Here is a 21,368-nt window from a genome sequence, read left to right on the forward strand (position 1 = left end):
CGGCCCCACTCGTCGTCCGTTAGGAGGGCGGGAGGAGGGAGAGCGCCCGGACGTGGGTGCCGGTGTGGTCGGCGCTGACCTGGACCGAGTCGCACAGCTGACGGGCGATCCACAGGCCCCGCCCGTGGGTGCCGAGGTCCATGGGCGGTGCGTAGCCGGCGAGCGGGTCGACCGGGAGGTGGCCGCCGTCGTGGACGTGGCAGACGAGCACCGGGTCCGCCCCCGTGACGCCCTCGGCGTAGATGCTCAGGCGCGCGGGAGGCCGTCCGTGGGTCAGCGCGTTGGAGAGCAGCTCACCCACGGCGAGCACGAGGTCGTCAGCGGTGGCGTCGGGGAGCCCGGCCAGGCGGACCTGCACCTGGGCGAACCGGCGCGCAGCCGGCAGGTCGGCGGCGGTGTGGCACGTGACCAAGGGCGCCGACACCGGGACTTCCGGCACGGTCGTGCTGTCGCGGATGAACAGGGGCGGGTCGACGAAGGAGGTGCTGGCCCGGACCCCGTGGGCGTCGACGAGCTCGGCGTGCGTCCGGCGACAGGCCTCCACCAGCTCGGGCCGCAGCGCCGAGGCGTCGTAGGGGCAGAGGACCTCGACCGGGAACGGCTGGTAGACGACGTTGGCGGCCGACTCCATGCGCAGGTAGTCGGCGACCTCCACCGGCGTGCGCCGGCCCAGCCCCTGCTCGGCCACCAGGCGCGATCGACGCCCCTGCTGCTGCTCGATGTAGCCGAGGCACTCGAAGGTGGCCCGGATCTGGGGGTGGTAGCCGACCTCCGCGTCGGCGAACCCCACCGAGGGCGCGTCGTCGCCCAGGGCCTCACGCACCGCGTCGGTCTTGTGGCGCGCGGCCATGACGAACACCGGCTCCTCAGCCGAGAGGCCCTGTCGCACGTAGCTCGTCACGCGCACGACGAACTCGTCGATGCCCTCGTAGATCATCGCGAGGTGTCTGCCGGGCCGCGCCCCGTGCACCGCGTCGGAGCCATCCAGCCGACCCACTCGGCAAGGGTAGCGCCACCCCCGGGCGGTCGGCACGACCGACGAGCCGCAGGCACGCGAGCGTGCCCTGTGCCTTGCCAAACCACCTTCGCCGGCGGAGCAACGTCCCTACATTGGTGGGAGGAGACATCGCGCTGGGCTCCAACCGGGGGGCGTCATGGTGGAGACACGGCTGATCGACGTGACCGGCCTGCAGTCCCTGCTCGACGCCCTCGTTGCCCGGGGTTACCGGGTGCTGGGTCCCACGGTGCGAGGCGGGGCGGTCGTCAACGCGGAGATCACCGAGGTGGCCGACCTTCCGCGCGGCTGGGGCGACGACCAGGAGCCCGGTCGCTACCGCCTGCGCCCCCGGGACGACGAGGCGCTCTTCGGGTTCGCCGCCGGGGCGCAGTCGGCCAAGCCCGTCTTCTTCCCGACCGACGAGCTGCTGTGGCGGGGCAGGCGGACGGCCGGCGGCAGCGGGTTCGAGGCTCAGAGCGCAGAGAGCGCACAGGCCGCACAGGGCGGCGGTGTCGAGGAGCACGGCGAGGACGGTCCCGATACGCGGCCCACCGCCCTGCTGGGCGTGCGTTCCTGTGACCTCAGCGCGGTCGGCATCCATGACACCGTGCTCACGGGCCGCGGCTTCACCGACGCGCACTACGCCCAGCGGCGTGAGGGAGCCTTCGTGATCGCGGTCGCCTGCTCCGACCCGGGCGGCACCTGCTTCTGCGTGTCGATGGGCACCGGGCCGCGGCCGGAACAGGGCCGCGGGGCGCCGTTCGACCTGTCGCTCACCGAGCTGCTCGCCCCGGAGCACCGGTTCGTCGTCGAGGTCGGCAGCGAACGGGGCGGGGCCCTGCTCGACGAGATCGGGGCGACGGCAGCGGCCCGGGGCGACCTGGCCGCCGCGGACGCCGTGACCGAGCAGGCGGCGCAGCGGATGGGGCGCCGCCTCGACACCGACGGGATCCGCGACCTGCTCTACGCCAGCATCGACAGCCCCCGGTGGGACGACGTCGCCTCGCGGTGCCTGGCCTGCACCAACTGCACGATGGTGTGCCCCACGTGCTTCTGCACCACGGTGGAGGACGTCTCCGACCTCAGCGGGGAGTCCGCCGAACGCCACCGCGTCTGGGACTCGTGCTTCACCGCGGACTTCTCCTACATCCACGGCGGCACCGTCCGCGAGTCGACGCGCTCCCGCTACCGCCAGTGGATGACCCACAAGCTCGCGTCCTGGCACGACCAGTTCGGGTCCTCGGGGTGCGTCGGCTGCGGCCGCTGCGTCACCTGGTGCCCGGCCGGGATCGACATCACCGAGGAGGCCGCCGCGCTGCGCGGGGTGCCCGGTTCGAACCTCCCGACACCCACGAGCCCGCCCACCCCGGCGTCCGAGTGAGGAGACGACCGCCGTGCAGACCATCACCGACTACCTTCCCCAGCACCCCTTCTTCGCGGGCCTGCCGGAGCCGGTCGTGGCGCTGGTCGCCGGCTGCGCCGTCAACGTGCACTTCCGCCCGGGCCAGCACCTGTTCCACGAGGGCGAGCCCGCCGACACGTTCTACGTGATCCGGCACGGCCGGGTCAGCCTCGAGGTGCGCGCACCCGCGGGCTCACCGGTGGTCGTGGACAGCGCGCACGCCGACGACGTGGTCGGCTGGTCGTGGCTGGTGCCGCCCCACCGCTGGCTCTTCGACGCGCGGGCCACCGAGGAGACCAGTGCCATCGCCTTCGACGGTGCCTGCCTGCGTGACAAGTGCGATACCGACCCGGCCGTCGGCTACGCGCTGCTCCAGCGGGTGGTGCAGGTGATGTCGACCCGGCTGCAGTCAGCGCGCATCCGGCTGCTCGACGTCTACGGGGCGCCGGTATGACCGCGGTGGCCGGCGCCGGATCCCGGGCGGCGCCCCGGGGCGACCCGTTCGTGCCCCGGCCGTTCGTCGTCCGTCGTCACCGGCAGGACACCCGCGACACCTGGACGCTGGTCCTCGAGCCGGCCGACGGGGCGACGATGCCGTTCGCGGCGGGCCAGTTCACGATGATGCAGGCATTCGGCGCGGGGGAGGCGCCGATCTCGATCAGCGGCGACCCGGCCCGGCCCGAGGTCCTCGAGCACACGATCCGGAACGTCGGCGCCGTCACCCGCGCGCTGGTGCACGCCGGGCCCGGCACCGAGCTCGGCATACGAGGTCCGTTCGGCACCGGCTGGGAGGTGTCGTCCGGGCGCGGTGGCGACGTCGTCTTCGTCGCCGGTGGCATCGGGCTGGCGCCCCTGCGCCCTGCCATCCTCGAGGTGTGCGCCGACCGCGCCTCCTACGGCAGGGTGCTGCTGCTCTACGGCGCGCGCACCCCGGAGGACATCCTCTTCGGAGACGACCTGCGCCGCTGGGCGGCCGACCACGCCGTCGACGTGCAGGTCACCGTCGACAACGGGCAGCACGCCTGGCAGGGCCGGGTCGGTCTGGTCACCCAGCTGGTGGACCGGGGCGGCTTCGACGCCGTCAACACGCTGGCCCTCGTGTGCGGCCCTGAGGTCATGATGCGGTATGCCGCGATGGCCCTGCGTGCCCGCGGCGTCGCCCCCGCGCGGCTACGGCTGTCGATGGAGCGCAACATGAAGTGCGGGGTGGGCCTGTGCGGGCACTGCCAGCTGCGCGAGTACTTCCTCTGCGTGGACGGCCCGGTGCTCACCTACGACGTCCTCGAACCCCTGATGTCGCGGGCGGAGCTGTAGCCATGACCGTCACCGACCGCCCCGGCGCCGCGGCCACGGCCCGCGCCCGGCCCACGCTCGCCGTGTGGAAGTTCGCCTCCTGCGACGGCTGCCAGCTCACGCTGCTGAACTGCGAGGACGAGCTGCTGCGCCTCGCGGGCGCGGTGGAGATCGCCTACTTCCCCGAGGCCACCCGGGCTGTGGTGGAGGGGCCCTACGACGTCTCGCTCGTCGAGGGGTCGATCACCACCCCCGAGGAGCTCGAGCGCATCCAGCACGTGCGGGCGGTCTCGGGCCGGCTGATCACCATCGGCGCGTGCGCCACGGCCGGCGGCATCCAGGCGTTGCGGAACTTCGGCGACGTCGCCGAGTTCCGGTCGATCGTCTACGCGCACCCGGAGTACCTCTCGACGTTGTCGCGCTCCACGCCGATCTCGGCGCACGTGTCCGTCGACTTCGAGCTGCGGGGGTGTCCCGTCAACAAGCACCAGCTGCTCGAGGTGCTGGCCGCGTCCATCCAGGACCGCAAGCCGCGCATCCCGTCGCACAGCGTGTGCGTCGAGTGCAAGCGCCGCGGGAACGTCTGCGTCACGGTGGCGCACGGCACGCCCTGCCTGGGGCCGGTCACGCAGGCCGGCTGTGGTGCCCTGTGCCCCAGCTTCGACCGCGGCTGCTACGGGTGCTTCGGGCCGCAGGACACCCCCAACACCGCCTCGATCGCCCACCAGCTCAGCGAGCTCGGCATGAGTGAGCCCGAGGTGGTGCGCATCTTCCGGACCTTCAACGCGGCGTCGGAGCCGTTCCGCAGGGAGAGCGAGCGGCACGAGACCGGACCGGCGCCGTCCGCAGAGGGGGAGGACGCATGAGCCACAAGCTCACGGACGGCGGCCACGTCATGCACGTGGGCACCCTCGCCCGGGTCGAGGGCGAGGGGGCGATGCACATCGAGTACCGCGACGGCACGGTGACCGACGTGCAGCTGCGCATCTACGAACCGCCCCGGTTCTACGAGGCGTTCCTCCGCGGCCGCGCCCACACGGAGCCGCCGGACATCACCGCGCGCATCTGCGGGATCTGCCCGGTGGCCTACCAGATGAGCTCGTGCTGGGCGGTCGAGGACGCCTGCGGGGTGGAGGTGCCCGAGGAGATCCGGCTCATGCGGCGTCTCCTCTACTGCGGCGAGTGGATCGAGAGCCATGCCCTGCACGTGTTCCTTCTGCACGCGCCCGACTTCCTCGGCTACGACGGCGCGGTCGAGATGGCAACCGACCACCCGGCCGTGGTCGAGCGCGGGCTGCGGATGAAGAAGGCCGGCAACGACCTCATGGACACCGTCGGCGGCCGGTCGGTGCACCCCGTCAACGTCAAGGTCGGCGGCTTCTACCGGTACCCCACCCGCGAGGAGCTGCGGGCCGTGCGGCCCCGGCTGCAGCGGGCCCTCGACGAGGCGCTCGAGACCGTGCGGCTCGTGGCCGGTTTCGACTTTCCCGACATGGAGCAGCCGTACGAGTACCTCTCCCTGCGGGCCGAGAGCGGGTACCCCATCGAGTCGGGCAGCGTCGTCACCTCCTCCGGCGGGGCCTTCCCGGTGCGCGACTTCACGAAGCACATCGAGGAGTTCCACGTCGCCCACTCCAACGCCCTCCACGCCCACCTCGACGGCTCACCCGACCCCTACGTGGTGGGCCCGCTCGCCCGCTACTCGCTGAACGCCGACCGGCTCAGCGACCTGGCCCGGGAGGCCGCACGCGACGCCGGGCTGGGCGACACCTGCCGCAACCCGTTCCGCTCGATCGTCGTCCGGGCCGTCGAGCTGGTGGAGGCCTACCACGAGGCGCTGCGCATCATCGACGGCTGGACGGGAAGTGGCCCGGCGAGCGTCCCCGTACCGCCGCGGGCGGGGGAGGGCTTCGGAGCCAGCGAGGCGCCCCGTGGGGTGCTGTTCCACCGCTACGTCCTCGACGAGGGGGGCATCATCCGCGACGCGCAGATCGTCCCGCCCACGTCGCAGAACCAGCCGAGCGTGGAGGCAGACCTGCGCACGATGGTGCAGACGTGGTCCGACCTCGACGACCACGCCCTGCAGCACCGCTGCGAACAGGCCATCCGCAACTACGACCCGTGCATCTCCTGCGCCACGCACTTCCTGGATCTCACGGTGGACCGGGGATGACGAGCACGAGGGGCGTTCCGACGGGCCCGGCCGCCAGCCGTCCGCTCGTGGTCGGGCTGGGCAGCCCGGACCGCGGCGACGACGCCGTGGGGGTCGTCGTGGCGCGAGCGGTCGCCACGCGACACCTGCCGGACGTCGACGTCGTCGCGCACGAGGACCCGACCGACCTCGTCGAGCTGTGGTCGGGCAGAGAGCTCGTCGTGGTGGTGGACGCCGTCCGTTCGGGCGCCGAGCCCGGCACGCTGGTGGTGATCGAGACGGGTGCGGGCGGGGAACGGCTCCCTGAGTCGGCGTGGGGACGGACGGGACGGGGAGGCACCCACGCCTTCGGCCTGGCCGCGGCCGTCGAGCTGGCGAGGGCGCTGCACCGGCTGCCCGGACGCGTGGTGCTGGTCGGCGTCGAGGCGGCGTCGTTCGACCACGGCGCGCCGCTGTCGCCCGCCGTCGGCGCGGCCGTGCACACCGCTCTCGACGCCGTCCTCCGCGTCGTCGTGCGCGGGACCGCTGGGCTCGGGACCGTCGGGCACGGCCAGCACGACGAGCACGACAAGCACGACGAGCACGACAACGGGCCGACGCCGCGACGTTCGAGGGAAGGGGCTGCTGGTGTGCCTGGGTGAGCTGGCCGAGGTGGTCGAGGCGCCGGACGGGCACACCGCGCTGGTGCTCGCGCGGGGACGCACCACGAGGGTGTCGCTGCTCACCCTCGACGGGGCGGTCGCGCCGGGCGACTGGCTGCTCTGCCACTCCGGCTTCGCGCTCCGGCGGATCAGCCCGCAGGAGGCGCACGACGCAGCGGCGCTGCGGGCCACCGCACCCGACACGACGCCGGCGGACGTCACCACACGAGAAGAGGGGCCATGAACACAACACGCCGGACCGGCATACTCCTCGCGCTCGCCACGGCGGCGGTCAGCGGGGTCTCCGTCTTCGTCAACAGCTACGGGGTCAAGGCCTTCGACGACGCCACCGTCTACACGACCGCGAAGAACCTCGTTGCCGCGGCCGTGCTGCTCGGGGTGGTCGGCCTCGGTGCCGGCCGGGGGGCCCGGCTGACCCCGCCGCGCTCGGGACGGCAGTGGTTCGCGCTGGCACTGGTCGGGGTGGTCGGCGGCAGCGTGCCCTTCGTGCTGTTCTTCGAGGGCCTGAGCCGCGCGTCGTCACCGCAGGCGGCCTTCATCCACAAGACCTTGGTGCTCTGGGTGGCCCTGCTCGCGCTCCCGCTGCTCAAGGAGCGGCTGCAGTGGGGGCACTGGGTGGCCATCGGCCTGCTGGTCGTCGGCCAGGTCGGCCTGGCCGGGGGGCTGCCGGCCGACTTCGGCAGCGCAGGGGTGATGATCCTCGCCGCCACGCTGCTGTGGTCGGTCGAGGTCGTCGTCGCCAAGTGGCTCCTCGCAGACGTGTCGTCCTGGACGGTGGGCGTGGCCCGAATGGGTCTGGGGTCGGCGGTGCTGGTGGCATGGCTCGCCGTGAGAGGCGAGGCCGGCGCCCTGGGCGCGCTCTCGCGGGTGCAGCTCGGCTGGGTGCTCGTGACGGGTGCCCTGCTGGCCTGCTACGTCGCGACCTGGTTCGCCGCCCTCGCCCGGGCGCAGGCCGTCGACGTCACGGCCGTGCTCGTGCTCGCCGCCCCGGTGACGGCCGCCCTCAGCGCCACGGTCAACGGCACCGCTATCGCTCCGCAGGCGTCGTGGCTCGCCCTCCTGCTGCTCGGCGGACTGGTGGTGGTGTGGCTCGGCTGGCGCGGCACGCCGCGGGCGGCCGCGGACGCCGGGCCGGCAGGGGGGTGACGGGATGGGGACGGCACCGGGTGGCGGGACACGCGGGGTGCTGGGTGGCGCGCTGCGGTTCGCGGCCTACGCCTACCCGCCGAACGCGCTGGGCTACTGCGGCCCCGACGCCGCCCAGCAGCTGCTCGAACAGGTGGCGGCCGGTGTCGACGACCCTGACCTGCGCCGGCTGGCGAAGGGGTTCGAGGGAGCGTGGCCCTACCTCGAGCTGATCGCGGCGGCGAACCGGATCGGCGACCCGCTGGACCCCCGGGTCGTCGAGGCCTACTGGGTGGGCAACAGCCTGCTCGACCGGGTGACGCCCCGCCTGCTCGGCGACTCGCTCGAGACGCGCTTCCGTGACCGGGTCGGCCGGTCGTGGCCGAGACTCGTCGACGCGGTGCCGGCCGGCGCGGTGCCGCACCACTCGTTCCACGTCTTCGGTGTCTACCCGTGGCTGGGCCTCCTGCGCGAAGGGCGGGTGGACGAGCCGCTGCACGTGCTCGACCGGTGCCGCGTCCGCTGGGGCCAGGTGGTCGAGGTCCGCGGTGCCGAGGCCGTGGTGCGGTCGCGACCGCTGCGCTGGGACGGGCGTCGTCTCGGCCTCGGCGACGCACGCGAGGAGCGGGCCCTGCTGCGCCTGGACGGGCGCGGCCTGGCCGGCGGCGTGCAGGCGGGGGACTGGTGCTCCCTCCACTGGGACTGGGTGTGTGAGCGGCTCGACCGGCGCGCGCTGGCCGCCCTGCGCCGCTACACGCTGCGGCAGCTCACCGTGGCCAACAGCACACCGTTCCCCGCTCCGGCGGCAGTGCTCGCCTGAGGCCGGACCGTCAGAGCACCTGGGAAAGGAACTGCCGCAGCCGGTCGCTCTCGGGGGCCTCGAAGACCTGCTCCGGTGGGCCGGACTCGACCACCCGACCGTGGTCCATGAAGAGCACCTGGCCCGCCACCGAGCGGGCGAAGCCCATCTCGTGCGTCACGACGAGCATGGTCATGCCGCCGGCCGCGAGGTCGGCCATGGTCGCCAGCACGCCCTTGACGAGCTCGGGGTCGAGGGCGGAGGTCGCCTCGTCGAAGAGCATCACCTCGGGCTCCATGGCGAGGGCCCGCGCGATCGCCACGCGCTGCTGCTGCCCGCCGGAGAGCGTGCCGGGCCGCGCGTCCGCCTTGTGGGCCAGGCCCACCCGGTCGAGGTGGTGCAGGGCCCGCTCGGCCGCCTCGTCCTTGGACAGGCCCTTGAGCCTGGTCAGGCCGAGGGTGATGTTGGCGCGAACGCTCTTGTGCGGGAACAGGTTGAAGTGCTGGAACACCATGCCGACCCGCTGGCGCAGGTGGTCGGGGTTGTCGCCCAGCACGCTGCGTCCCGCGAGCAGCACGTCGCCCCGGTCGGGTTCGAGGAGGCGGTTGACCACCCGGAGCAGGGTGGACTTGCCCGACCCGGAGGGGCCGATGACGCAGGCGGTCGACGCCGCCGCGACGTCGAGGTCGACGCCGCGCAGCACGCGGGTCGAGCCGAACGCCAGGTGCACGTCACGGGTGGCGACGGAGACCCCGGGCGCGGCCGGGGTGGGGGTCGTCGCCGAGGTGGTGGCTGAGGTGGTCAGGGGACTCTTCTGGGTGCTCATCGGGCCTCCTGGGCCAGCGCCAGGGGTGGCAGCTCGCTGTCGTCGTGGTCGTTCGCGTCGGGACGCCGGCCCTCGCGCAGCCGCCGGTCGATCGCGTTGACCGCGTGGGTGAGGGGGACGGTGATGACGAGGTAGAACAGCCCCGCCAGCACGAGCGCCGACTCGTTGCCGGTGTTGGCGGCGGCGTCCTGGCCGATGCGGAACAGGTCGCGCTGGGTGGCCAGCAGTCCGAGGAAGTAGACCAGCGACGAGTCCTTGATGAGGGAGATGAACTGGTTCACCAGGGCCGGCAGGACGCGCCGCACGCCCTGCGGGATGACGACGAGCCGCATCCCGGCCGGGCGGCTGAACCCCAGGGCGCGGGCAGCCTCGAGCTGACCGGCCTCGACGCTCTGGATGCCCGAGCGGAAGATCTCGCCGATGTAGGCGCTGGCGATGAGCGACAGGGCGAGGATGCCCAGGGGGTATGGGTTGGGTCCCCAGAGCTCGAGGCCCACGGGGGCGAGCCCGACGCCGATGAGCAGGATCGTCACCGCGGCGGGGAGGCCGCGGAAGACGTCGGTCCACACCCGCGCCGGCCAGCGCAGCCACCGGCTCCGGGAGAGGCCGCAGACGGCGAGCACCATGCCGAGCACGGTCCCGATGAGCGCCGAGAAGAGGGCCAGGACGAGCGTGTTGCTCAGGCCCACGCGCAGCAGCTCGGGCAGGGCTGCCCGCATGGACTCGAGGTCGAAGAAGGTCGACCACAGGGTGCCGAGGATCTCCACCCGGCCCTCCTCTCGGTGTGGTTCTGTCTCGTGGTGGTGCCGCTACGCCGCTGCTACTTGGCGGCGCCGATGGCGACCTTGCCGCTGCCCGGCTTGAAGTCGGCCGGCACCTCGCGCCCGGGGTAGTACTGCTTCTGCAGGCGAGCCCACGTGCCGTCGGCGACGACCTCGTCGAGGCCCTTGTCGATCGCCTCGCGCAGCGCGTCGTTCCGCTGGGCGACCGCGAAGGCCATGCCGCCGGGCTGGAGCTGCTTGGCGACTGCGACGACCTTGCCGCCGGAGTCGCCGGCGGTCTTCTCACCGATCTCGGCCGGGGTGATCCACGCGTCGGCGGTACCCGACTTCAGCTGGTTGAGGGCCGCGTTGTAGTCGGGCACGCGCACGGGGTTCAGGCCCGAGGTGGTGGCGTAGTCGTCCTGCACGGTGCCCTGCACGACGGCGACCCGCTTGCCCTTGAGGTCGTCGAAGCCCTTGATGGCCGAGCCCTTCGGCACGTCGAGGCCGAGGAAGCCGAAGTCGTACTTGTTGGTGAAGGCCACCGTCTTCTTGCGGGCGTCGGTGATGCTGATGCTCGAGGAGCCGACGTCGAACTTGCCGGTCTTGACCTGGGCCAGCAGGGAGCTGAACTCGGTGCCGACGAACTCGACCTTGAGCCCCAGCTTCGCGGCCACGGCCACCAGCAGGTCGTTGTCGAAGCCGGTGTACTGCCCGTCCTTGAGGTAGACGTTGGGCGGGGCGTCGGTCAGGGTCCCGGTGCGGAGCACTCCGGGCTGCTGGAGGCCGTAGGGGTTGGCCTCCTTGTCCTGGGGGGAGGCCGACGAGCCACCACCGCAGGCGGTGAGCGCGAGGGCGGCGACGGCTGCTGCAGAAGCGGCGAGGAGGCGGGTGCGGGTGGAGGGCGACATGGTGGTCCTTCGGTGGAGACGACAGGCGGGCAGGACGGCGCGCGGGCAGCCGGAACCGACCGCGCGGAGGCGTCAGGGAAGACAAGGGCGTCAGGTGCCGCGGACCGGCGAGGGCTCGCCGAGGCCGCGGCTAGCGACAGCAGCAGCAGGTCAGGGCACCACGCGCGGCCGACGACGTCGGCGACATTCGTGCGGTCTGCATGGGTTGAAGGTTATATGACCCATAACGACGGGTGATGACCGGCCCAGCATGTGGGCTCGATGGCCACGGGGCTGCGGGGGTGGGGCGGTGCCCGGTATGCCGCCAAATGCGGCTTTCGCCTCTCTGGAGCCCTTGAGCCACAACGACTTTCCCTGTGCCCGAAGGGGTTTAGGTCCGCGAGACCCGGGCACGGGGTGTCTCAGGGGACAAAGGAGAAACCATGCCCGAGACCACCAGCCACCTGCGCCCGGACGGCACCACCTTCCCGCCCGTGACACCCGACCCGCCGCCGCCGCCCGGCTACGTGGACCCGTTGGCCGCGCTCGAGGGCGACGCCCTGTTCGCCGGCGCCGCACCACCCGACGGCGACGCAACCTCGAGCGGGTCCGGCGGGTAGGGCACCGAGCATGCGCGTCGCCGTCGTCAGCACCTATCCACCGCGGCCCTGCGGGATCGCCACCTTCACCCAGGACCTCCGGCGCGCCCTGCTCGAGGCCGACGGCAGCACGGAGGTCTGCGTGGCCGCGATCACGAGCGGTGCGGGCCAGGACCCGGCGCCGGAGGTCGCCGTGACCCTGCGCCAGCACTCCCGGACCGACCACGTGCGGGCCGCGGACGCCCTCAACGACCTCGGTGTCGACGTCGTGCTCCTCGAGCACGAGTTCGGCATCTACGGCGGTGAGTCCGGGCAGTGGGTGCTGGACCTGGTCGGCCGGCTCGAGGCGCCGAGCGTGGTGACGCTCCACACGGTGCTGGGGCGACCCTCGGCGCTGCAGTCGTTCGTCCTCGCCGAGCTGTGCCACCAGGCTGCGCAGGTCACCGTCTTCAGCGAGACGGCCCGCGGAATGCTCACCGCTGCGGGTCTGGCTGCGCCGGAACGGGTCAGCGTGGTCAACCACGGCGCCCCGGTGCAGCTCCGGAGCGCCACTGCCGGAGGCGCACGGCGGGTGGGAAAGGGACTGCCGGAGCTCGACGGCCACCCCGGCCGCACCGTGCTGTCCACCTTCGGGCTCCTCTCCGCCGGCAAGGGCATCGAGACGGCCATCCGCGCGCTGCCCCCGGTGGTGCGACGGCACCCGGAGCTGCTCTACGTCGTCGCGGGACGGACGCACCCCGAGGTCGCGCGCCTGGAGGGGGAGCGGTACCGCGAAGGCCTCGAGCGGCTCGTGGACGAGCTGGACCTGTCGAGGCACGTGCTGTTCGTGGACCGGTTCCTCACCGATGACGAGGTGCAGCACCTCCTCGGGCGCACGGAAGTGTTCCTGACGCCCTACCGCTCGGAGGAGCAGGTGGTGTCGGGCGTGCTGACCTTCGCCCTCGCGGCCGGCTGCCCGGTCGTCTCGACGCCCTACCGCTACGCAGCCGACCTGCTGTCCTCAGGCGCTGGGATCCTCGTGCCCTTCGACGACCCCGGCTCCGTCGCCGACGCGGTGGGCCGGCTGCTCGACGAGCCCCAGCAGCGGCAGGCCATGGCGGAGCAGGCGCACACCATCGGTGCCAGCCACACCTGGCCCGAGGTGGGCCGGGGCATGCTCGAGACGCTCGGACGTGCGTGCGAGCGCGGCGCGCCCGCGGTGGCCGCGCCGTCCTCCCTCGGTCACGGTGTCCTCCAGCTCCAGGTTCCCGGTCACGACCTGCGGCTGGCACACCTGCAGACCCTGGTGGAGCCGGGCGGGATGGTCCAGCACGCCCAAGGGCTGAACCCGGACCGCTCCACGGGGTACTGCGTCGACGACCTGGCCCGTCTCGCGATGGTGGCCACGGCCACCGTCGACCGGGGCGCCGGTGACGCGTGGCTGCGGACGGCGCTGCGGCGGTCACTGGTCTTCCTCGGCGAGGCCTGGGACGTCCCCACGGGGGCGATGCACAACTTCCGCGCCGTCGACGGCTCGTGGCTCGACCGGCCCCACCACGGCGACCACGTGGGCCGGGCGGTCTGGGCCCTGGGTGAGGTGGTGGCCGCGGCCCCCGACCGGTGGAGCCGCTCCACCGCGCGGGCGCTCCTCGAGGACGTCCTGGCGTCCCCGCTTCCCTCCGGGCACCTGCGGCCGCTGGCCTTCGCATTGCTGGGGCTTGCCCGCCTGCCACAGCGCGACGCGGCGGTCGAGGCCCTCTCGACCACGTGGGCGGGCGCACTCGCCGCGGCATACCGCCGGCACCGCAGCCGGGAGTGGCGCTGGTTCGAGGACCACCTCACCTATGACAACGCGCGGCTGTCCCAGGCGCTGCTCGCCACCGCCGGCAGGACCGGGGGCCCGGTGCTCCTTGCCATCGGCCTGGAGTCGCTGGACTGGTATGCCGCGCAGTGCGGCCTCGGGACGGGGCCCCTGCGCCTGGTCGGCAACGAGTGGCGGCGGCGCCCGGCGGGGGAGCAGCCGTCGAGCCGAGCGCGGCTGGGCAGCGGCCAGCGCGACGAGGGTGACGAGCAGCCGTTGGACGCGGCGGCGCTGGTGGAGGCGTTCGTCGAGGCGTACCTCGTGACCGGCGACGATGACCACCTCACCCGCGCCCGCTGGGCGCTCGGGTGGTTCCACGGCCGCAACCGGCTCGGCCTGCCGGTCGTGGACGAGGAGTCGGGCGGCTGCCACGACGGCCTCGGTGCCAACGGGCTCAACGCCAACGAGGGGGCTGAGTCGACCCTGGCGTACCTGCAGGCAAGCCTGGCCCTCGGGCGGGTTCGAAACCCGCGCAGGCAGAGCGCGACCGCATGAGGGTCGCCCTGCTCGGGCCGGTCGCGTGGCGCACCCCCCCGGAGCACTACGGGCCCTGGGAGCAGGTGACGGGTCTGCTGGCTGACGGGCTGGTGGGGCGCGGGGTCGACGTCACGCTGTTCGCCACCGGCGACTCGCGCACGACGGCCGAGCTCGACGCGGTGCTGCCGCACGGGTACGCCGAGCACCCCGACCTCGACGGCCGCGTCTGGGAGGCCCTGCACGTCTCGCACGCCCTGGCCCGCTCGGCGGAGTTCGACCTGGTGCACAGCCACCTCGACTGGCTGCCGCTGTGCTTCTGGCAGCACGTGGACGCACCGCTGGTCAGCACCGTCCACGGGTTCTCCAACCCGGCGATCCTGCCCGCCTACCGCGCGGCGCGGGCGGCATACGTGTCCATCTCCGACGCCGACCGGGCGCCCGACCTCGACTACGTCGCGACGGTGCACCACGGCGTGGACGTCGCCGGGCTCCCGTTCGACCGACAGGGGGGTGACGCCCTGGTCTCGTTCGGGCGGATCCACCCCGACAAGGGCACCGCCGAGGCCATCGCCATCGCCCGCAAGGCGGGTCGCCCCCTCGTGCTGTGCGGGATCGTGCAGGACCAGCAGTACTTCGAGGAGGAGGTCGCGCCGCACATCGACGGCCACGACGTCATCCACCTCGGCTCGGTGGGCCCACAGGAGCGCGCTCGTGTCCTGGGCGCGGCAGCGGCGCTGCTCCACCCCATCGCGTTCGACGAGCCGTTCGGCCTCTCGGTGGTCGAGGCCATGGTCTGCGGCACGCCGGTGGTCGCCTACCGGAGGGGGTCGATGCCGGAGGTCGTCGACGAGGGCGTGACCGGCCTGCTCGTCGAGGGGCTCGACGAGGCGGTGGCGGCCGTCGAGCGCGCCGTGCTGCTCGACCGCGCCCGCTGCCGGGAGGTGGCCGTGCGGCGGTTCGACTCCGCGCGGATGGTCGACGACTACCTGCGGGTGTATGCCGCGGTGCTGGCTCGCCGGGGTCGTCATGGCTGACGGCGACCTCTTCCACCGGGCCACGGTCAACCCGGTGCTCACGCCGAACGACTGGCCCTACCGGGCCAACGCGGTGATGAACCCCGCAGCGGTGCGCGTCGACGGCGACACGCTGCTGCTGTGCCGGGTCGAGGACCGCGAGGGCCGCAGCCACCTGACGGTGGCCCGCTCGCCCGACGGGCTCTCCGGCTGGAGGGTCGACCACGAGCCGCTGCTGTCGCCCTCGCCGGACGCGCCCGCGGAGGCCTGGGGGGTCGAGGACCCCCGGGTGGTGCGCCTCGACGAGCTCGACGCGTGGGCGGTCGCCTACACGGCATACGGACCGGCGGGGCCCGCCGTGGCGCTGGCGCTGACGAAGGACTTCCGGTCGGTCACGCGACTGGGGGTCGTGTGCCCGCCCGAGGACAAGAACGCAGCTCTGCTCCCTCGCCGGGTGGGCGAGCACTTCGTGCTCCTCCACCGGCCGCGCACCGTCCTCGGCGGACGCGCGGACGTGTGGCTGTCACGCTCGGCGGACCTGCGCAGCTGGCTCGCACCGGAACGGGTCTTCAGCACCCGCCCCGGCATGTGGGACTGCGAAGGGGTGGGGGTCGGGCCGCCGCCGCTCGAGACGCCGGAGGGCTGGCTGGTCGCCTACCACGGGGTCCGCCAGACGGTCGCCGGGCAGCTGTACCGGGTGGGCCTCGCCCTGCTCGACCTCGAGGACCCGGTGCGGGTCGTGAGGCGCTCACCCGAGTGGGTGCTGGGACCGCAGGCGCCCTACGAGCTCAGCGGGGACGTGCCCGGCGTCGTGTTCCCCTGCGGGTGGGTGCACGACCCGGCGACCGACGAGCTGCGGCTCTACTACGGCGCGGCCGACACCTGCATCGCGATGGCGCACGCGTCCCTGCGCGACGTGCTGGACTTCGTGATGACCGGCCCGTGAGTGCTCAGGGCCTGCGGACGACCACCACGGCGTTGGACGGGACGCGCTGGACGTCGAAGACCGCGGGGTCGAACGCCTTCGCCGGGAAGAACACGTCCTTCCACCGGTAGCGGTTTCCGGAGGCGCGCTTGAGCACGAACACGTCGATGGGCCCGAAGGCGGTGGCCTGCGACGCCTTGGCGAACTGCGCCGGGTCCGTGACCCGGGAGAGCTTCTGCAGCTCGGCGTAGCGGTCGTCCCACCGCAGCAGGCTGTTGGCGGACACCCGGTCCGTCGCGGTGTAGCCGTACCAGGGTAGGAAGGCGAACAGCCTCTGGTCGTAGGAGAGCACCACCGGCCGGGCGTCCCTGCCCAGCCGCTTCTCGACGGCCTTCTCGATGGGCTCGACCGGCATCCAGCCGTGCAGGTACTGCGCCGGCGGCGCGAACCGGGGGTAGCTGCCGTCGGGCAGCGGCTCAGCGTGCGCGTCGGTGCCCCGCGTCACGCCACCGGCCGCCTTGACCGAGTCACGGATCCCGCGCGGCCCCGGCACCCAGTCCACCCAGCCCTGCATCCCGGCATACGCCACGAGCGCCGCGACGGCGGTGACGAGGACGGCCCGCTCGGGCCCGCGCACGCGTCCTGCTGACCAGGGACCGGCGGGTGCCACCGATGGTCCGACCGGCGGGGCAGCTGCCCCGGCCGGCGCCGTCGTCGTCGCGCGCAGGCGCCGCCAGAGACCGGGGCCGGCCTCCACGGTCGTCAGCACGCCGGCCGTCAGGAGCACCATGCCGATCAGCGTCTCGGTGTACTGCAGGTACCCGGTGTGGTTGTCATAGGCGGTGCGCAGCAGGAAGAGGACCCGGTAGGCGTAGCAGCCGGCGACGATCAGCAGGAGCGGCTGCGCCCAGAAGGTGGTGCGGCGGTACCAGACCATGCCCAGCAGCCCGACGAGGGTGATGAGCCCGACCACCGTGGGCTGCAGGAACGGGAACACCACCGGGCGGTCGACGATCGATCCCGACATCCAGAAGTCGCTGAGCCGGTTCTGCCCGCCGGTGACCATGGTCGACACGAGGGGGATGACGTACCACGACGACACGACGAACGCCGTCACCGCGACGCCGACCAGGTGCAGCAGGTACCGGCCCTTGGACGGCACGACGCGCAGGGTCAGCACGATCAGGGCGAGCAGGCCGAGGGCCGAGAACATCAGCCACGCCTGGTAGGTCAGCACCAGCAGGCCACCGATGATGCCGGCCGGCAGCCAGTGCAGCCCGCCTCTCCGGCGTGGCAGCCCGGCGAAGGTCATGATGACCCACGGCGCGTAGACGAGCAGCGCCACGAACTCGTAGTCCTTGCTGGGCTCGCGGAAGACGAGTGGGGCGAGGCCGACCAGGGCGAAGGCGACCGGCGCCGCCACGAGGCGTCGCCAGAACACGTAGGCCAGGACGACGGCCAGCGACATGACCACGATCTGCATCTCGCCGAACAGCTGCCAGGCCGGCTTGTCGACCAGCCGCGCCACGTGCCCGACGATCCACGGGTAGAGCGGCGGGTACTCGCTGGGCAGGCCCTTGACGAAGGAGTCCGCGGACGCCGACGTGTACATGTACTTGTTGGCCTGCGCCACGAAGCGCCCGGCGTCCCCGGCCAGCATGCCGTAGCCGTACGGCGTGCCGTGGAGCGTGGTGGCCATGGTCAAGGCGATCCACGCGGCGTAGACGCCCATGGCGATCCCCATCAGGACGTCGGTGCACCGCCGCAGCGCCACGGCGAGCAGGATGCCGCCCGCGAGCGCCCCGACCCCCACGGGCATGACGACGCCGGCCACGGTGAACGGGTCGAGGTCGGCCCACCACGCGAGCAGCACGGCCAGCGGCGTCGCCACCAGCCAGGTCACCAGCGCGGCCGCGCCGTCGACCGTGAAGCCGGCCCAGGTCCGGCGCCGGGGAGGGGCGTCGGCGGCCGAGGCGGACGACGGCTGCGCCTCCCGCTCCGTCGTCCGCGCCTCAGGCTGCGGGGTCCGTGCCTGCGGCTCCGGTGTCCGCGCCTGCTGCTCGGCCTCGTGGTCGTCGGGAGAGGTGCCCTGCACATCGCCCGTCGGCTGCTGCCGCGCCTGTGTCATGCCCCGGAGGCTACCGAAGCAGCCTGTCCATGCCGGGTGTCGGAGGGCTCTCCTGTCTATGCTGCCGTGGTGACGTCCACCCAGAGGAACGAGACGCCCGTGTCGGACACCCCCCGAGAGCCGCGCATCGGCATCCTGGTGGTGGCGTACAACGCCGTCACCACGCTGGCCAGCGTGCTCGACCGCATCCCGCAGGACTTCCGCAACCGGGTCGCCGAGATCATCATCTGCGACGACGCCAGCCGCGACGCCACGCACCTCGTGGCGCTCGGCTACCAGCAGACGGCCCCCGATCTGCCGATCACGGTGATCCGCCACGAGAAGAACCTCGGCTACGGCGGCAACCAGAAGGCCGGCTACCGGCTCGCCATCGAGCACGACCTCGACATCGTGGTGCTGCTGCACGGCGACGGGCAGTACGCCCCCGAGTGCCTCGGGGACATCGTGGCGCCGTTGGTGCGGGGCGAGGCCGACGCCGTCTTCGGCTCGCGCATGATGACCGAGGGCGCTGCGCGCCGGGGTGGTATGCCGCTGTACAAGTACGTCGGCAACAAGGTCCTGACGCGGTTCGAGAACGCCGTCGCGGGCGCCGAGCTCAGCGAGTGGCACTCGGGCTACCGTGCCTACTCCACCGCGGCGCTGCGCTCGATCGCGTTCGACCGCAACGCCGACGGCTTCAACTTCGACACCCAGATCATCCTGCAGCTCATCGAGGCGGGGAAGCGCATCGTCGAGGTGCCGATCCCCACCTACTACGGCGACGAGGTCTGCTACGTCAACGGCCTCGGCTACGCCCGCGACATCTCCCGCGACGTGGTCCGGTACCGGCTCGGCAAGATGGGGTTCACCAGCGGCGAGTACGGCAGCGTCGACGCCGAGTACGACCTCAAGGAGGGCGAGGGCAGCTCGCACCACCGCATCCTCGAGTTCCTCGCCGACCTGCCGCCGTCGAAGGTGCTCGACCTCGGCTGCTCGAGCGGCCTGCTCTCCGAGCGGGTGCGTGCCCTCGGCCACCATGTCACCGGAGTCGACCGGGAGGCCTTCCCCGAGACCCTGGAGCGCGTCGACGAGTTCGTCGTGGGCGACCTCGAGGACGGCATCCCCTCGGAGGTCGGCACCGGGTTCGACGTCGTCATCGCGGCCGACGTGCTCGAGCACCTGCGGCGCCCCGAGGACCTGCTCGAGGCGGTCAAGAAGGTCCTGAAGCCGGACGGCCGCCTCGTGGTGTCGGTGCCCAACTTCGGGCACTGGTACCCGCGGGGCCGCAGCGTGCTCGGCGTCTTCGACTACGACCAGCGCGGCATCCTCGACAAGACCCACTACCGGTTCTTCACCCGCAAGAGCCTGACCCGCATGCTGCGCAACGCCGGATTCGAGGTCCGGCGCCACAGCGAGGTCGGTCTGCCGTTCGACGTGCTCGCCGGTGACGGCGGGTCGCTCGGCACCCGGCTCCTGCGGCGCGCCGACCGTGTCAGCGTCTCCCTGCGGCCGACCCTGTTCGCCTACCAGTTCGTGCTGCACCTCCAGCGCCCTGCGGCCCCGGAGCTGCTCACCCGCTCGGTGGAGGAGGCGACGGAACACGCGGCCGCATCCGCCTGAGCCGCGGGGATTCCGCGAAATCCTCACCGAGGCGGGAGAGGACTGTGATGATGTGGCCGTGAGTGGCGACCGGCCCGATCCCCGGCCTGGCCAGCCGCGCCTCCTCGATGCCTTCGACGACGCGGCACCGGGGACCTCGTCGACCCTGGCCCGGCTCGCGCGCGTCACCTCCGAGCTGGCCACCGCCGACTCGGTGGAGGCCGTGAAGCAGATCATCGTCACCCATGCCGCCGACGCGGTGGGCGCCCCCATCGCGACCCTCAGCCTGCGTGACGACGAGGACACCCTGCGCATCATCGGGCTCCGGGGACTCGAGGAGCACCAGGCTGACCGGTGGCGCCGGTACCCGGTGGGAACCGCGACCCCCTCGAGCCGGGCGGTCGTCACCGGGAAGACCGTGACGGCCGTGGGGCGCACCGAGATGCTGGAGCATTTCCCCGAGCTCAGGACGACCCTCGAGGGGGATCAGTCCGTCGTCGGTCTCCCGCTGCGCAGCGCCGACCACACGATGGGTGCGATCGGCCTGTCCTTCCCCGGCGACCGGCGGCTGACGTCGGCGGAGCTCGAGTTCCTCGAGATCGTCGCCGACACCTGTGCGCAGGCCCTCGAGCGCATCAACGCCCTCGAGGAGGCGGCCAACCAGACGGCCAAGCTCGCGTTCCTCGCCGACGCGGCCGGGGAGCTCGCGAGCAGCCTCGACTACGAGACGACGCTGGCTCGGGTGGCCCGGCTGGCGGTGCCGCGGTTCGCCGACTGGTGCGCCATCGACCTCGTCAACGGCACGCGCCTGCACCGCGTGGCGGTCGCCCACGTCGACCCCGCCAAGGTCGAGCTCGCCCGGACCCTGCAGGACGCCTACCCGCCCGACCCGGACTCGCCGGTCGGCCCATGGGAGGTGGTCCGCAGCGGCAACCCCCTGCTCATCGCCGAGATCACCCCGGAGATGCTCGAGGCGGTGGCGACGGACGAGGAGCAGGTCCGGATCGCCCGCGAGCTCCAGCTCTGCAGCGCCCTCACCGTGCCCCTGGCCGCGCGCGGCAAGGTCTTCGGCGTCATCACGTGGGTGTACGCCGAGTCCGGGCGCCACTTCGGGTCGGATGACGTCGCCTTCGCCGAGGACCTCGCGCGCCGGGCGGCCGTGGCCATCGACAACGCCGAGCTGCACAGCCAGACGCTGGCTGCGGCGGTCGAGCTCCAGCGGGCCGTGCTGCCCGAGGCGCTGCCGGCGCTGCCGGGGTGGGAGCTGGCCAGCCACTACAGCCCGTCGGGCCGCACCGAGGTCGGGGGCGACTTCTACGACGCGATCCCTTTGGGTGGTGGACGGATCGCCGTCTTCGTCGGCGACGTCATGGGGCGCGGTGTGCACGCCGCCGCCGCGATGGCCCAGATGCGGGCGGCGGTGCGGGCGTATGCCGCGGTGGACCCCTCTCCGGAGGCGGTGCTGCGCAGCCTCGACATCATGCTGGCTCGCTACCCGTCCGAGCAGCTCGTCACGCTCCTCTACTTGGTGCTCAACCCGCGCCACGACGAGCTCATGGTCGCCAACGCCGGCCACCCGCCGGCGGTGCTCCTGCGCAGCGACCTGAGCACCGAGCAGCTGCCCTGGGCCGACGGCGCCCCTCTCGGGGTGGGGCGTCGCCGCCGTGGCCTGTCGCGCATGTCCTTCCGGACCGGCGACACCCTCGTCGCGTTCACGGACGGGCTCATCGAGCGGCGGGACGAGGACATCGAGCAGGGAATGAAGAGGGTGCACGAGGCGATGCCCGCCATGGCCGGCTCCTCCCTGGACACGGCCCTCGACCACCTCGTGACCCAGCTGCGACTCGAGCTGCACGACGACGACGTCGCGGCCGTCGCGGTGCGACGCACCGGGTGACGGC

General features: G+C 72.9%; 20 protein-coding genes. 15 read left to right on the forward strand and 5 right to left on the reverse strand.

Annotated elements, in window-relative coordinates; genetic code table 11:
• Nucleotides 1-19: 19 nt before the first annotated feature.
• The gene (locus BMW78_RS05115; RefSeq protein ID WP_143056151.1) at nt 20-997 is read right to left on the reverse strand and encodes a sensor histidine kinase; all 978 of its coding nucleotides are present in this window, start codon (nt 995-997) and stop codon (nt 20-22) included.
• Nucleotides 998-1,154: 157 nt separating this feature from the next.
• On the opposite strand from BMW78_RS05115, the gene BMW78_RS05120 reads away from it, so the two are divergent.
• From BMW78_RS05120 to BMW78_RS05160, 9 genes are read left to right on the forward strand one after another with little or no spacing between them, the layout of a single operon-like run.
• On the forward strand, nt 1,155-2,378 hold the full coding sequence (locus tag BMW78_RS05120; RefSeq protein WP_091757065.1) for a 4Fe-4S dicluster domain-containing protein: 1,224 nt from the start codon (nt 1,155-1,157) through the stop codon (nt 2,376-2,378).
• A gap of 13 nt (nt 2,379-2,391) precedes the next feature.
• Nucleotides 2,392-2,853 (forward strand): cyclic nucleotide-binding domain-containing protein, encoded by a 462-nt coding sequence (locus tag BMW78_RS05125; protein ID WP_091757067.1) that lies wholly within the window; start codon nt 2,392-2,394, stop codon nt 2,851-2,853.
• Nucleotides 2,850-3,713 carry an FAD/NAD(P)-binding protein gene (locus BMW78_RS05130; protein ID WP_091757069.1) on the forward strand — a complete coding sequence of 288 codons (864 nt, stop codon included), beginning with the start codon at nt 2,850-2,852 and terminating at the stop codon, nt 3,711-3,713. The genes BMW78_RS05125 and BMW78_RS05130 overlap by 4 nt, the downstream gene beginning before the upstream one ends.
• 2 nt (nt 3,714-3,715) lie before the next feature.
• On the forward strand, nt 3,716-4,558 hold the full coding sequence (locus tag BMW78_RS05135; RefSeq protein ID WP_091757071.1) for an NADH-quinone oxidoreductase subunit B family protein: 843 nt from the start codon (nt 3,716-3,718) through the stop codon (nt 4,556-4,558).
• A complete protein-coding gene (locus BMW78_RS05140) occupies nt 4,555-5,865 on the forward strand; it encodes a Ni/Fe hydrogenase subunit alpha (RefSeq protein ID WP_091757074.1) in 1,311 nt (436 codons plus the stop codon). The genes BMW78_RS05135 and BMW78_RS05140 overlap by 4 nt, the downstream gene beginning before the upstream one ends.
• A complete protein-coding gene (locus BMW78_RS05145) occupies nt 5,862-6,485 on the forward strand; it encodes a hydrogenase maturation protease (RefSeq protein WP_091757076.1) in 624 nt (207 codons plus the stop codon). The genes BMW78_RS05140 and BMW78_RS05145 overlap by 4 nt, the downstream gene beginning before the upstream one ends.
• A complete protein-coding gene (locus BMW78_RS05150) occupies nt 6,472-6,729 on the forward strand; it encodes a HypC/HybG/HupF family hydrogenase formation chaperone (RefSeq protein WP_177180276.1) in 258 nt (85 codons plus the stop codon). The genes BMW78_RS05145 and BMW78_RS05150 overlap by 14 nt, the downstream gene beginning before the upstream one ends.
• Entirely contained in the window at nt 6,726-7,652 is a 927-nt protein-coding gene (locus tag BMW78_RS05155) for a DMT family transporter (protein WP_091757078.1), read from the forward strand. The genes BMW78_RS05150 and BMW78_RS05155 overlap by 4 nt, the downstream gene beginning before the upstream one ends.
• Nucleotides 7,653-7,656: 4 nt before the next feature.
• A complete protein-coding gene (locus tag BMW78_RS05160; protein ID WP_091757080.1) occupies nt 7,657-8,451 on the forward strand; it encodes a DUF6390 family protein in 795 nt (264 codons plus the stop codon).
• A 10-nt stretch (nt 8,452-8,461) separates the two neighbouring features.
• Here the strand turns inward: BMW78_RS05160 and BMW78_RS05165 are convergent, their stop codons facing one another.
• The 3 genes from BMW78_RS05165 to BMW78_RS05175 are packed head-to-tail and all read right to left on the reverse strand — an operon-like array spanning nt 8,462 to nt 10,928.
• Entirely contained in the window at nt 8,462-9,256 is a 795-nt protein-coding gene (locus BMW78_RS05165) for an amino acid ABC transporter ATP-binding protein (protein WP_091757082.1), read from the reverse strand.
• Nucleotides 9,253-10,023 carry an amino acid ABC transporter permease gene (locus tag BMW78_RS05170; RefSeq protein WP_091757084.1) on the reverse strand — a complete coding sequence of 257 codons (771 nt, stop codon included), beginning with the start codon at nt 10,021-10,023 and terminating at the stop codon, nt 9,253-9,255. Before BMW78_RS05170 ends, BMW78_RS05165 begins: the two co-directional genes overlap by 4 nt.
• A gap of 53 nt (nt 10,024-10,076) precedes the next feature.
• Nucleotides 10,077-10,928 (reverse strand): ABC transporter substrate-binding protein, encoded by an 852-nt coding sequence (locus tag BMW78_RS05175; protein WP_091757086.1) that lies wholly within the window; start codon nt 10,926-10,928, stop codon nt 10,077-10,079.
• A 422-nt stretch (nt 10,929-11,350) separates the two neighbouring features.
• On the opposite strand from BMW78_RS05175, the gene BMW78_RS20690 reads away from it, so the two are divergent.
• From BMW78_RS20690 to BMW78_RS05190, 4 genes are read left to right on the forward strand one after another with little or no spacing between them, the layout of a single operon-like run.
• Nucleotides 11,351-11,527: a hypothetical protein gene (locus BMW78_RS20690; RefSeq protein WP_177180277.1), complete on the forward strand. Its 177-nt coding sequence runs from the start codon at nt 11,351-11,353 to the stop codon at nt 11,525-11,527.
• 10 nt (nt 11,528-11,537) lie between these two features.
• Nucleotides 11,538-13,841: a glycosyltransferase family 4 protein gene (locus tag BMW78_RS05180; RefSeq protein ID WP_091757088.1), complete on the forward strand. Its 2,304-nt coding sequence runs from the start codon at nt 11,538-11,540 to the stop codon at nt 13,839-13,841.
• Nucleotides 13,838-14,857 carry a glycosyltransferase family 4 protein gene (locus BMW78_RS05185; protein ID WP_091757090.1) on the forward strand — a complete coding sequence of 340 codons (1,020 nt, stop codon included), beginning with the start codon at nt 13,838-13,840 and terminating at the stop codon, nt 14,855-14,857. Before BMW78_RS05180 ends, BMW78_RS05185 begins: the two co-directional genes overlap by 4 nt.
• A complete protein-coding gene (locus tag BMW78_RS05190) occupies nt 14,850-15,782 on the forward strand; it encodes a glycoside hydrolase family 130 protein (RefSeq protein ID WP_218144235.1) in 933 nt (310 codons plus the stop codon). The genes BMW78_RS05185 and BMW78_RS05190 overlap by 8 nt, the downstream gene beginning before the upstream one ends.
• Before the next feature lie 4 nt (nt 15,783-15,786).
• Here BMW78_RS05190 and BMW78_RS05195 read toward each other — a convergent pair whose 3' ends face one another.
• Nucleotides 15,787-17,889, reverse strand: coding sequence for an arabinofuranosyltransferase (locus tag BMW78_RS05195; protein WP_091757093.1), 2,103 nt, complete (start codon nt 17,887-17,889; stop codon nt 15,787-15,789).
• A 69-nt stretch (nt 17,890-17,958) separates the two neighbouring features.
• Here BMW78_RS05195 and BMW78_RS05200 point away from each other — a divergent pair, with 69 nt between their 5' ends.
• Together BMW78_RS05200 and BMW78_RS05205 are read left to right on the forward strand one after the other, a co-directional pair.
• A complete protein-coding gene (locus tag BMW78_RS05200; RefSeq protein ID WP_245735669.1) occupies nt 17,959-19,488 on the forward strand; it encodes a bifunctional glycosyltransferase/class I SAM-dependent methyltransferase in 1,530 nt (509 codons plus the stop codon).
• Between the two features lie 58 nt (nt 19,489-19,546).
• Nucleotides 19,547-21,364, forward strand: a complete 1,818-nt coding sequence (locus tag BMW78_RS05205; protein ID WP_177180278.1) for a GAF domain-containing SpoIIE family protein phosphatase — start codon at nt 19,547-19,549, stop codon at nt 21,362-21,364.
• The last annotated feature ends 4 nt before the right edge of the window (nt 21,365-21,368 follow it).

Origin of the sequence: Pedococcus cremeus (assembly GCF_900111375.1) — a bacterium.
In the GTDB taxonomy this organism is placed as follows: Bacteria; Actinomycetota; Actinomycetes; order Actinomycetales; family Dermatophilaceae; genus Pedococcus_A; species Pedococcus_A cremeus.